Genomic DNA, 11,739 nt, shown 5'->3' on the forward strand with positions numbered 1-11,739 from the left:
ATAATCTTCGACACCTCAATAGAGGACAAGAGATTGAAGTCGCGGAACTTAATGCTGCTTTGACCGCTCCAACATCCCAAACAGGTCGCGCGGATCGTCGGGGTCGGCGATAATGTCGAGCTCCTGGTAGAAGGGGTGGTCTTTTAGCCGGTCACGCAGATAGCGCAATGCGCTGAAATCCTCGATGGCGAAGCCGACCCCGTCGAAGAGCGTGATCTGGCGGTCATTCACGCGGCCGGGGGCGGCGCCAGTGATGACCTGCCACATCTCGGTGACGGAAAAATCCTCCGGCATCTGCTGGATCTCGCCCTCGATCCTCGTCTGAGGCGGGTATTCCACGAATACATCGGAGCGGGTCAGGATATCCTTGTGCAGTTCGGTCTTGCCCGGGCAGTCGCCGCCGATTGCGTTGATGTGCTGGCCCGCGCCTACCATATTGTCGGTCAGGATGGTGGCATATTGCTTGTCGGCTGTGCAGGTGGTGATGATCTGCGCGCCTTCGATGGCCTCTTCCGGCGTGGCGCAGGGCACCAGGTCGAACCCCAGCCCCTTCAAATTGCCCACCGCCTTTTCGGTGGCCGCCCGGTCGATGTCGTAAAGCCGGAGCGTGTCGATGCCGCAGATTGCCCGCATCGCCAGCGCCTGGAATTCTGATTGCGCGCCGTTGCCGATCATCGCCATAACACGCGCGCCCTTCGGTGCGAGGTGGCTGGCGACCATCGCGCTCGTCGCCGCTGTGCGCAGAGCGGTGAGTAGTGTCATCTCGGTCAGAAGTTCCGGGTAGCCGGTGTCGACCCGTGCGAGCAGGCCAAAGGCGGTGACAGTCTGAAGACCTTCCTTGGTATTCTTCGGGTGGCCGTTGACGTATTTGAACCCGTAATCCTCACCGTCAGAGGTCGGCATCAGTTCGATCACGCCCTCGGCGGAATGACTGGCGACGCGCGGGGTCTTGTCGAATTTCTCCCAGCGGCGAAAGTCGTCCTCGATGTAGCGGGCGAGGTCTTTCAACACCGTCTCTACGCCGATGCTGTGGACGAGCTTCATCATGTTCTCGACGCTGACAAAGCGAATGAAGGCGAGTTCGGAAGGTGCGGGTGCGGGCATGATGGATCTCCTCAATAACTGCGAGTCGGTCGGTCGAAGACGCGCCGACCGAAAAGCGAGGCGGTCAGATCGACCATGAGCGAGGCTGTCCGCCCCCGATCGTCGAGGTAAGGATTCAGCTCGACCAGATCGAGCGAAGTCACGAGCCCACTGTCATGCAGCATCTCCATGACCAGATGCGCCTCGCGGAAAGTTGCGCCCCCCGGAACCGTGGTGCCCGCCGCGGGCGCGATGGCAGGTTCCAGGAAATCGACATCGAGTGAGACGTGCAGCATTCCGTCTGCGGCAGAGACCTTGTGCAAGAACTCCGCCAGCGGGGCGGCTATGCCGCGCTCGTCGATCTGGCGCATGTCGATGGCGGTCATGCCTGAGCGGATGATGAAATCCCGTTCCGGCGCGTCGACCGAGCGCAGCCCGATGAAACAGACGTTTTCGGCCGGCACGGGCGATTGGACCGCGGGAAAGCCTTCGAACCCGTCCTGCCCGGTGACATAGGCGATGGGCGTTCCGTGCAGATTGCCCGACGCGGTAGTTTCCGGGCTGTTGATGTCGGGATGCGCGTCCAGCCAGAGAACGAAGAGCGGTCTGTCGATCCGTGCTGCATGGGTCGCCACGCCCGCCACCGTCCCCAGCGACAAGGCATGATCGCCGCCAAGGAAAATCGGAAAACCATCCTGAATGGCGGTCTCGGCTGCTTGCGCCAAGAGCTTGGTCCACGCGATGCATTCCTCTCGTGCGTGGACCTTGCCCTTAGGCGCGTCGGGCACCCATTGTGGCGCGTCGATGTTGCCGCGATCCTCGACCTGCCAGCCGAGATCGTTCAGAGTCCCGGCTAATCCTGCCGTGCGATAGGCATCCGGGCCCATGATGCAGCCCCGCCTGCGCTTGCCGCAATCCATGCCGGCACCGATCAAGATGCATGTTTGCGTGCTCATGCGTCACCTCCATCAATGATGGCGGCTGTGACGATCACCTCGACCAACAAATCTGACCCGGCAAGGCGTGCTTCGCCGCAGGCACGCGCAGGGGCGTAGCCTTGAGGCACCCAGGCGTCCCAGACCGCGTTCATCGCATCGAAATCGCTCATATGTGCCAGCCAGACCACGGCTTGCAGGATATGCGCCTTCGACGACCCGGCCTCGTCCAGCAAGGTCTCGACGCGGGACAGGCAATCGCGGGTCTGCGCGGTCACGTCCGGGCCGCTGCCGACCTGTCCGCAGAGGTAGACGGTATGCCCGTGCTTGACGATCTTGCTCATCCGGGCACTGGTGTGCGTTCGTTCGATCATGGTTCGGTCCTTGGCTATCGCGTTGGTTCGGGTGTCGCCGGGGCATCCATCGTCGTTTCACGCCGGGTCAGGTGGCGCAGGTAACGCCGTTCGATCCAGCGGAAGACGCGGGTGATGGCGAAGACGATCAAAAAGTAGAGAAGCGCGGCGGTGATAAAGCCTTCATAGGCTAGGTAGTAGCGGCCATTGAGCCAGCGCCCGACGCCCAAGATATCCTGCAGAGTGATCGTGCTGGCGACGACCGAGCCATGCAGCATGAAGATGACTTCGTTGGAGTAGGCCGGGATGGCGCGGCGGAAGGCCGAGGGCAGAATTATGCGGCGCATTCGGCTGCGGTAGGAGTGGCCCGTGGCGATAGCCGCCTCGACCTCGCCCGTGGGTGTGTCGACGATGGCACCGCGTAGCAGTTCCGTCGTGTAAGCTGCCGTGTTCAGCGTGAAGGCAATAAGTGCGCACCACCAAGCCGAGGACAGGATCGGATCCCAGAGCCAGCTTTGGCGGACTGTCTCGAACTGGCCGAGGCCGTAGTAGATCAAATAGGTCTGCACCAGCAGCGGCGTGCCCCGCAGGACGTAGGTATAGCTCCAGACCATCGGGTTGAGTACCGGATGGCGCGATGCCCGCGCAATCGCCATCGGGATCGCCAGCAGGCCGCCGAGCAGCAGCGACAGGACCGTCAGGTTGAGCGTCATCCAGACGCCGTAGAAGAAGCGGTCGAAATTCTCGGCGATCAGGGCGATGTCGAGTGGGATGTAGGACAGGAAGGTTTCCATGGCTCAGGCCCTCACTACGCCGCGGCTGTAACGGCGGTCGAGCGCGCGCAGGCCGAGGTCGGAGATGGCGGTCAGCACCAGGTAGATGACGAAGGCTGCGGCCATGAAGGTAAAAAGCTGGCCGGTGGAGCGCCCCGCGGTGAAGGCGTTGTAGACGAGATCCTGCAACCCGATCACCGAGACCAGCGCGGTGGTCTTCAGCTGCACCAACCAGTTGTTGGTGAATCCCGGCAACGCATAGCGCACCATCTGCGGCCAGATGATGTGGCGAAATATCAGTTGCCTCGGCATGCCGCAGCTGATCCCGGCCTCGATCTGGCCGCGTGGGATCGCCATGATCGCGCCGCGAAAGGTTTCAGTGAAATATGCGCCAAAAATCACGCCGATGGTCGCGGCTCCAGCAATGAATTTGCTGATTTCGACGTAGTCCCAAAGACCGGTCGCATAGCCGATCCAGTTGATCGTCACTTGGCCGCCAAAAAATACCAGCAGGATCAGGACGAGATCGGGCACGCCGCGCACAACGGTGGTGTAGGCCCCGGCCAGACGCTGCGCGGCACGGTTGCCCGAGAGCTTTGCCCAGGCACCCAGAAGCCCGAAGACAAGCGCGATGGCCAGCGAGACCAGCGCCAGCTGGATCGTCATGAGCGTTCCGGCGACAAGCTGCGCCTTGTATTCCAGTATCAGGTCCATGGGCCACTCCTCCGGGCCGACGGGGCGGCACTTGCCGCCCCCGCCCCGTTGCGATCAGTTTGACGCGTCTGCCGAGGCCGGACGGCCACCGTAGATGTCGAAGGGGAAGTACTTGTCATTGATTTCTGTATAGGTGCCGTTCTCGCGGATTGCGGTGATCGCCGCACTCAGCGCCTCACGCAGTTCGTCGTCACCTTTTCGCACCGCGATGCCGACACCTTCTCCATAGCACTCCACGTCGGTGTGATCGCCGCCGAGGAATCCGTAATCCGCACCTTCATCCTTGCTGAGAAAGCTCTCCTGCGCGATCAGCGAGTCCGAAAGCTGCACGTCGATGCGACCCAGAACCAGATCCCGGAACACCTCCTCTTGCGTGCCGTAGAGCACGATCTCGGCATCGGGGAAGGTCTTTTCGGCGTAGCACTGATGCGTCGCGCCGCGCTGGACGCCGATCCGCTTGCCGGCCAGCCCCTCGGGCGTGCCTTCGAATGTGGCATCCTTCGGCGCCACGATCCGGGCCGGCGTCTGGTAGTATTTCTCCGAGAAGTCGATCTGGCGCTTGCGTTCCTCGGTGATCGACATCGACGCCACGATCGCATCGAACTTGCGCGCCTTGAGCGCCGGGATCATGCCGTCCCACTCCTGTTCGACCAGCGTGCAGTCGCGGTTCATCTCGGCACAGAGCGCATTGGCGATTTCGATATCGAAACCGGCCAGGGTGCCATCGGCCTCCTTGTAGGAAAACGGCGGGTAGGCGCCCTCGACGCCGATGCGCAGGGCGTCCTGGGCAAAGGCAGGGACGGTAACCGCCAGCGCGGCAACGGTGGCAAGAAAGGTTCTTCTGATCATGGGTCTCTTCTCCTTGGGGTTGGTCGATCAGTTCATCCGCGACAGGAATGTCCGGAATTGCTCGGTTTCGGGATTGGAAAACAGTTTGCCGGGTGGGCCTTCTTCGCAAACCTCACCCTGGTGCAGGAACACGGTCTTTGACGAAACGTCCCGGGCGAAGCCCATTTCGTGCGTGACCACCAGCATGGTGCGGCCCTCCTCGGCCAGATCGCGCATCACGCCCAGAACCTCGCCAACGAGCTCGGGGTCCAGCGCTGAGGTCGGCTCATCAAAGAGCATCACGTCCGGATCCATCGCGAGCGCGCGCGCGATAGCCACGCGCTGCTGCTGGCCGCCGGACAGATGAGCAGGGTAGTATTCTGCACGGTTCGACAGTCCTACCTTGGCCAGAAGGGCCTCGGCCTTGTCGCGCGCTTCGGCCTTCGACAGGCCCTGAACGTAGACAGGGCCTTCCAGGACGTTTTCCATCACGGTCATGTGCGACCACAGGTTGAACCCTTGGAAAACCATCGCGAGCTTCGTGCGCATCCGCTCGACCTGCCGCAGATCGGCGGGAACGGGCTCTCCATGCCGATTGGTTTTCATACGCATCAATTCGCCATTCAAATAGACATCGCCGGAATTCGGCGTCTCAAGCAGGTTGATGCAGCGCAAAAAGGTGCTCTTGCCTGATCCTGACGCGCCTAGAATGGCAATTACATCCCCCTTCTGCGCTTCCATCGAGACGCCTTTGATGACCTCGTGTGCGCCGAAACTCTTATGCATGTCGGCAACTTTCAGGGCAGCGTTTTGGGTCATGGCGATGTTTCCTTATGAGAAGTAAGGGCGGCCAGTTCGCCGAGCTTGACGGGTTTGATCGGCGAGCGGGCGCGCGGCGTCGCGGGCGTGGCGCCGCAATTGGCAAGAATGCCGCGAACGGTCAGGTCACACATGCGCCCCTGGCAGGGGCCCATGCCTGCGCGAGTCGCGGTTTTTACCTGACGCGGACCTTTCGCACCTTCTTTCAACGAAGCGTGGATGTCTGCGGCGGTGATTTCCTCGCAGCGGCAGACGATGGTGTCGCCTTCAGGCGCGAGGATTTCCGGCAGGGGAGCATAGGCGGCGTCGAGAAAGGGGCGGATCGCCATGGCGCGGCGGTGTGCGGCGCGGTCCGCAGCGGCCGTCTGGTTCCGGGCATCCTCGGTCAGCCGACCGAGCCGGTGCAGAATATCGAGCGCGGCGAGCCTTCCTGCCGCTTTCGCCGCGTCGGCACCGCCGATGCCAGCACCGTCCCCTGCGACATGAATGCCGTGAACATCGGTTCTTCCCCAAGGGTCGGTCTTCGCTTGGAACGCCTGTTGCGCCTCGTTCCATTCATGCGCAACACCGGCCGCGCGGCTGATATGCGTCGACGGCACGACCCCCTGATGGGTCAGCAGAAGCGGCGTCGCGATTTGATGGCGATGGCCCTTCGCGGTGAAGCTGAAAAGGATATCGCCATTCTCCGTCTTCTCGGCGCTGAACCCGGTGGCGCCGATATGGCGCGTGATCCCTGCAGCTCTGATCTTGGCGATGAGCCCGAGACCCTTGAGAAGCGTCGGTGTGGCCAAAAGCGCGCGCGGAAGGTGTCGCGCGGCGCGCAGCAGCATCCGCGGTGACTGAGTTTCGACCAGCGCCCGAGGTCGCGCGCCAGCGTCGATCATCTGCGCCGCGATCAGGTAGATGAGCGGCCCGGACCCGGCCAGGACCGCATCGCGCGGCAACAGCCCGGAGGTTTTCATCAGGATCTGGGCGGCCCCCGCGGGCATCACACCCGGAAGTGTCCAGCCTGGAAAGGGCGTGGGGCGTTCTTGCGCGCCACTAGCCAGCAGGACATGACGGGCTCTGGTCACATGACTTTTGCCGCCCCTTGACCAGATCACGCGCGGCCCGGCGTCGACGCGCCAGACGGTTGCATCGACTTCGATGTCGATGCCCGGAGCATTCAGCGCCGCAACAAGCGCGCGGCCCGCCGCGTAGTCCTTGCCAAGATACGGCCTTGCGCTGTCAGTCTCGCCGACGTCGCGATAAATCTGCCCTCCAGAGCGCCGTTGTTCGTCCAACAGCAACACGCGGGCGCCGTGTTTCGCGGCAGTCGCAGCGGCTGTCATACCCGCTGGGCCGGCGCCAATGATGATGAGATCAAGCTCATGCATCTTGAGCGCCTCCCATCAACTTTCGTGGTCCGCGCTGTCGCCGCAGCACCATGCCGTCGCGCACTTGCACCATGCAGCCCTGGCAGTTCGGGCGGCCGTCCACCTCGACCAGGCAGTCGAAGCAGACCCCCATCATGCAAAAGGCGGTGCGCGGTGCGCCTCTGGCGGTCAGCCGCGAGGCGTCGCCCGAATGAGCCAAGAGCGCTGCAGCGACGGTATCGCCTGCCCGTGCCGTGACCGGCTCACCATCCAGTGTCAGCTGTATCGTCGCGGCCGGTTCAGGCGGCGTCAGAAAGCGCGAAGCGATTTTCATCGAAGGCCTCCAGGTTGGGTGCGTCAACGCTGCCGTTGATCCAATCTGCCAGCGCAGTGGCATGCAGCGGTGCGAGGGTGACGCCGCTGTGGCAGGTCACTAGATGCGCGTCGGGATGCAGGCGAGATCGCGCATAGACCGGGTACCCGTCCGGCGACATCACGCGCAGGGCCCCCCAGGCCCGGACCACCCGAACGTCGGCAAGCGCCGGAAAGACCTGCACCGCGTGGCGCGCAAGTCCGGCCATCACTTCGAGGGTCTCGCTGTCATCCGGTCCGGCATCGGCCTTGGTGCCGCCGATCTGCACACCGCCCTCGTCGACCTGACGGATCGTGCTGGACAAGAACGGCAGGCGCTCGGCCAGTTTTTCGGTGATCAGCAGCTCGCCCCGTTGCGGTCGGACGCGGGTGCGGAAGCCCAGCTTCCCGGCCAGCGCCGAGGTGCCGAGACCGGCGCAAAGCACGATTCGTTCCGCAGTCACACGCGTAGCGTCCCGCAACGTCAGATCGAAGCCGCCTCCGCTGGCTTGCACGTCAACCACATGCGCATCGGTGACCAGGCGGCCGCCCGCACCGAGCACGGCGCAGCGCAAGACCTGCAACAGGCGCAGCGGGTTTACATGTCCGTCGAGCGGACAGAAACTCGCGCCAACCACATCCGGACCGATCCCCGGGTGAGACCGCCGCAGGTCGTCGCCGGATACGATCTCATGGCTGAAGCGATTGCCGAGGACCGCCTGCTGTCGCCCGAGGGCTGCCGCGAAGTCGGAAAACTCCTCTGAGTCCGTAAAGAACTCGAACCCGCCCGATTGGTCCAGTGCGACGTCGGTGCCGGTCAGATCCTTCAGACCTCCTGCAAAATCCGGCCAGGCGGCAACCGCGTCCCGCGTCCATTCGGCATAGGGTGCGAAATCCGCGCCCTTGCCCTGAAGCCATACCAGGCCGAAATTTCCCTGTGACGCGCGAAGATCCATATCTGCGCCATCGAACACGGTGACCTGTCGGCCGGACCGCAACAGACCGAGCGCCGTGGACAGGCCCACGACGCCGCCGCCGATAATTGCGATATCCGATGTGCCAGATGCCATGCGAATCCTCCTGCGGGAACAAATCGCATGCGTAGATGCATAAGAAAAATTCTTCCTTTTGCTATATCCATACGTTTATGATATGTATTAACAATGCTACATCGCCTGACTCATCGCCAACTCGAAGCCTTTCGGGCGGTCATCGAGACCGGAAAGGTGACTGCGGCCGCAGACGTCCTAAATACGACACAACCGTCCGTCAGCAGGATGCTGTCCGATCTCGAAGATGTCGCGGGCTTCGCGCTCTTCGAAAGACGAGGGCGGCAGCTCATACCCACGGCGGAAGCTTTGGCGCTACATGAAGAGGTCGAGCGGTCTTTCGTCGGCTTGAGCGAAATATCACGAGTGATCGAGGATATTCGCCAGTTTCGGCGCGGCAGCCTGTTGATCGCGGGCATGCCAGCTCTGGCACTCAGGTTTTTGCCTGGTGTGATTGCGGCGTTCATTAAGGAAGAACCCGGCATCACGGTTTCATTGCGCACGCGTAGCTCCCAAGCTGTCTTGCGGCACTTGAGTTCCCAGCAATTCGATCTTGGCTTTGCGTCGCTCGAAACAGACCACCCGGCGGTCATAAGACGCCCGATCTACACTGCGCCGATGTTGGCCGTGCTGCCGATCGGGCACCCGCTTAGCAACAAGGAGCGGCTGGAGCCAGCAGATTTTCACGATCAGCCCTTCGTGGCGCTTGGCTCGGAAATCACCACACGTTCGGAAACAGACGAGTTTTTTTCCAGTGCAAAGGCGCGTCCTCGGATCGTCGCAGAAGCTCAGCTTTCTGCGTCGATCTGCGAACTGGTGGCCAGTGGAGCGGGCCTGTCGATTGTTGAGCCTGTGACAGCGGTGAATTTTGCAGCGGTCGGGAAGGTCGTTTCGAGACCCCTCCACCCCGAACAACCGTTCCGCTACGATCTGCTTCTGCCCGCATTGCGTGAACCCTCACGTGTGGCAACGCGCTTTTTGGAGTTGGTCGATGCGGGTTTTGACGGGTTGCTCAAAAGCTGACGCGTTTTCGCGTCGATGGGACGGCATCGTTTAAGCGCTAGGCTGTAGCAGTTGGCAGAAGTGTGGATCAACGTCCATCCAAACCATGATCCGTCAGGCATTCCGCATGATCTCGTAGCACTTCGAGTACGCGGCAATCCGCGACGCGACCTTCGCCGCACTGTGTCAGCATCCGCTTGAGCTCAAGACGGAGCGTTTCCATCCGCGCGATGCGCTGCTCCACATCCTCCAGGTGCCGCCGGGCGATGGTATCAACATCGGCGCAAGGGCGGTCGGGGCGATCAGACAGATCCAGCAGTTCTCGGATCGCCTCCAATCCGAACCCGAGGTCGCGTGCATGGCGGATGAAGGCAAGCCGGTCGAGCGCTGCGTCACCATAGCGCCGTTGTCTTCCGCCGGTGCGTTCCGGCTCCAGCATCAGTCCGATCTGCTCATAATAGCGGATCGTCTGCACCTTTGTAGCGGTGCGTTTGGCCAGCGTGCCGATGGTGAACATGAGCGGCCCCCTCTTCTACATCGACTGTAGGTTCCACAAGACTGGCCTGCAACGATGTCAGATGACGCAACGACCGGAAACACATGAAACTCTGAAAGAAACCTCTTGAACCTACAGTTGCTAGAGGTCCTACTTGTAAAGTCGGAACAGAGAATCTCGTTAAGACCGACACCATGACCGACCACGCCACCGACACCTCATCCCGTCCCTTCGCACTGCCGGACGATCCCCCTCGCCTTGCTTCGGCGAAGGCGGCGTCCTGCTGCGGCGGGGATAACGCGACGGTGGACACCTGCTGTGGCCCCGCCGTGGCCGCTGGTGCGCCGGCCTGGCGACGAGTGGACTGGCTGCTCTGGGGCTCGGGCGCGGTGATAGCCGTTGCCTATCCCGCGGCCGTCGTCCTGCCGCATGACGCACCCCTTGGGCTCGGCGTCTTCACCCACGGCGTGCAGGAGATGATGAACCTGATGTGGTGGGGCATCCTCGTCGGCATGTTGGCCGTCGGCCTTATCGACCGAGTGCCGCGCGAGTTCGTCATCGGGATCATCGGCCGGGACCAGGGGGCGAAGAGCCTCGTGCGCGCGGTGTTGGCGGGCGTATTGCTCGACCTCTGCAACCACGGGGTTCTGATGGTCGGCGCCAAACTCTACGAGCGCGGCGCGAGCCTCGGGCAAGTCTTCGCGTTCCTCATCGCGTCCCCGTGGAACTCGCTGTCGCTGACGATCATCATCGGCGTCCTGATGGGCTGGGAGTGGATGGCGGTGTTCCTCGTGGCCTCGCTCGTAATCGCGCTTCTCACAGGCCTTGCTGTCGAAGCGCTGGAGCGCGCGGGCCGTGTCCAGCCGAACCCGAACCGCGTGGACCTGCCGGCCGACTTCCACGTCTGGCGCGAGGCAAAGGCCGGCCTGCGCGCCACCCGCTTCGACGCGGCCTTGGCCAAGGACATCGCGATGCGCGCCTTCCCGGCGAGCCGCATGGTCCTGCGCTGGCTGTTCTTCGGGGTGGTGCTGGCCGCTCTCATTCAGGCGACGGTGCCGACCGAGATCTTCGCGACATGGTTTGGCGCGACGCTTCTGGGGCTCTTCACCACGCTCGTCGCGGCCACCATCATCGAGGTTTGTTCGGAAGGCTCCGTGCCGCTTGCGTCCGACCTGATGACCCGCGCCGCGGCGCCCGGCAACGCGTTCACCTTCCTGATGGCCGGTGCGGCCACCGACTACACCGAGATGCTTGTCCTGCGTGAGGTCACCGGGCGGCTGAAGGCGGCGCTCCTGCTGCCGCTCCTGACGGTGCCGCAAGTCCTCGTGATCGGCTGGGCGCTGAACGCCGCGGGATAACGATGCAAACGATTACGAACGGAGAAAACGTTATGCACCAGATAACCCGACGTAGCCTGCTCGCCGGCGGCGCGAGCCTTGGCGTCCTCGCGCCGCAACTGAGTCTCGCCCAGACCGCGCCTGCGATCCACGTCCTTATGGATCCGAATTGCGGCTGCTGCGACGCCTGGGTGCGCATCCTCCAGGTCGAGGGCTTCGAGGTGACCACGGAGACCAGATTCGGGACGCTCCTGATCCGCCACAAGCTCGACAACGGCATTCCGCAGGCGATGATCTCGTGTCACACCGGCGAGGTCGACGGCTATTTCATCGAGGGCCACGTGCCGCCCGCCGATATCCGCAGGCTTCTGTCCGAGCGCCCCGATGCCGTGGGCCTCGCCGTGCCCGGCATGCCCCACGGCTCGCCCGGCATGGGCCCGGCAGAGAACCGCGAGGCCTACGGCGTTTTCCTCATCCGCCGCGACGGCAGCACTGAGATCTTCGCGCGCTACGAGGCCGCCTGACAACGCATCGGGCGCGCCGGCCGGTCGGCTCCGCCCGGGATCGGCACGCCCTGTTGACAGGGGCTGGCGTCCGGTCGTATGAGCCCGACAAGGTGTGATGGCGTCACACCGCCCCCTGGA

Annotated in this window: 14 protein-coding genes; 3 read left to right on the forward strand and 11 right to left on the reverse strand. The window is 63.0% G+C overall.

Annotation, left to right across the window (positions count from 1 at the left end):
* Positions 1 to 48: 48 nt before the first annotated feature.
* From BW949_RS14385 to BW949_RS14430, 10 genes are read right to left on the reverse strand one after another with little or no spacing between them, the layout of a single operon-like run.
* Complete coding sequence (locus BW949_RS14385; protein ID WP_076367312.1) at positions 49 to 1,104, reverse strand: ornithine cyclodeaminase; 1,056 nt, start codon at positions 1,102 to 1,104, stop codon at positions 49 to 51.
* An 11-nt stretch (positions 1,105 to 1,115) separates the two neighbouring features.
* Positions 1,116 to 2,039, reverse strand: coding sequence for an arginase (gene rocF / locus BW949_RS14390; protein WP_076367314.1), 924 nt, complete (start codon positions 2,037 to 2,039; stop codon positions 1,116 to 1,118).
* Positions 2,036 to 2,392 (reverse strand): RidA family protein, encoded by a 357-nt coding sequence (locus BW949_RS14395; protein ID WP_076367316.1) that lies wholly within the window; start codon positions 2,390 to 2,392, stop codon positions 2,036 to 2,038. Before BW949_RS14395 ends, rocF begins: the two co-directional genes overlap by 4 nt.
* A 14-nt stretch (positions 2,393 to 2,406) precedes the next feature.
* A complete protein-coding gene (locus tag BW949_RS14400) occupies positions 2,407 to 3,165 on the reverse strand; it encodes an ABC transporter permease (RefSeq protein WP_200805145.1) in 759 nt (252 codons plus the stop codon).
* Between the two features lie 3 nt (positions 3,166 to 3,168).
* Positions 3,169 to 3,858 carry an ABC transporter permease gene (locus BW949_RS14405; protein WP_076367318.1) on the reverse strand — a complete coding sequence of 230 codons (690 nt, stop codon included), beginning with the start codon at positions 3,856 to 3,858 and terminating at the stop codon, positions 3,169 to 3,171.
* Between the two features lie 54 nt (positions 3,859 to 3,912).
* Positions 3,913 to 4,707: an ABC transporter substrate-binding protein gene (locus BW949_RS14410; RefSeq protein WP_076367320.1), complete on the reverse strand. Its 795-nt coding sequence runs from the start codon at positions 4,705 to 4,707 to the stop codon at positions 3,913 to 3,915.
* 27 nt (positions 4,708 to 4,734) lie between these two features.
* Positions 4,735 to 5,505, reverse strand: a complete 771-nt coding sequence (locus BW949_RS14415) for an ABC transporter ATP-binding protein (protein WP_076367322.1) — start codon at positions 5,503 to 5,505, stop codon at positions 4,735 to 4,737.
* Positions 5,502 to 6,881, reverse strand: coding sequence for an FAD/NAD(P)-dependent oxidoreductase (locus BW949_RS14420; RefSeq protein WP_076367324.1), 1,380 nt, complete (start codon positions 6,879 to 6,881; stop codon positions 5,502 to 5,504). The genes BW949_RS14415 and BW949_RS14420 overlap by 4 nt, the downstream gene beginning before the upstream one ends.
* Positions 6,874 to 7,194 carry a (2Fe-2S)-binding protein gene (locus BW949_RS14425; RefSeq protein ID WP_076367326.1) on the reverse strand — a complete coding sequence of 107 codons (321 nt, stop codon included), beginning with the start codon at positions 7,192 to 7,194 and terminating at the stop codon, positions 6,874 to 6,876. The genes BW949_RS14420 and BW949_RS14425 overlap by 8 nt, the downstream gene beginning before the upstream one ends.
* Positions 7,160 to 8,281 (reverse strand): NAD(P)/FAD-dependent oxidoreductase, encoded by a 1,122-nt coding sequence (locus BW949_RS14430; RefSeq protein WP_076367328.1) that lies wholly within the window; start codon positions 8,279 to 8,281, stop codon positions 7,160 to 7,162. Before BW949_RS14430 ends, BW949_RS14425 begins: the two co-directional genes overlap by 35 nt.
* A 93-nt stretch (positions 8,282 to 8,374) precedes the next feature.
* On the opposite strand from BW949_RS14430, the gene BW949_RS14435 reads away from it, so the two are divergent.
* Positions 8,375 to 9,283 (forward strand): LysR substrate-binding domain-containing protein, encoded by a 909-nt coding sequence (locus BW949_RS14435; RefSeq protein ID WP_076367330.1) that lies wholly within the window; start codon positions 8,375 to 8,377, stop codon positions 9,281 to 9,283.
* A 67-nt stretch (positions 9,284 to 9,350) separates the two neighbouring features.
* Here the strand turns inward: BW949_RS14435 and BW949_RS14440 are convergent, their stop codons facing one another.
* Positions 9,351 to 9,779, reverse strand: a complete 429-nt coding sequence (locus BW949_RS14440) for a MerR family transcriptional regulator (protein WP_076367332.1) — start codon at positions 9,777 to 9,779, stop codon at positions 9,351 to 9,353.
* 173 nt (positions 9,780 to 9,952) lie between these two features.
* Between BW949_RS14440 and BW949_RS14445 the strand changes: the two genes are divergently transcribed.
* Positions 9,953 to 11,116 (forward strand): permease, encoded by a 1,164-nt coding sequence (locus BW949_RS14445; RefSeq protein WP_083947788.1) that lies wholly within the window; start codon positions 9,953 to 9,955, stop codon positions 11,114 to 11,116.
* A 32-nt stretch (positions 11,117 to 11,148) separates the two neighbouring features.
* Positions 11,149 to 11,619: a DUF411 domain-containing protein gene (locus BW949_RS14450; RefSeq protein ID WP_076367334.1), complete on the forward strand. Its 471-nt coding sequence runs from the start codon at positions 11,149 to 11,151 to the stop codon at positions 11,617 to 11,619.
* The last annotated feature ends 120 nt before the right edge of the window (positions 11,620 to 11,739 follow it).

The organism is Phaeovulum vinaykumarii, assembly GCF_900156695.1.
GTDB classification, from domain to species: domain Bacteria; phylum Pseudomonadota; class Alphaproteobacteria; order Rhodobacterales; family Rhodobacteraceae; genus Bieblia_A; species Bieblia_A vinaykumarii.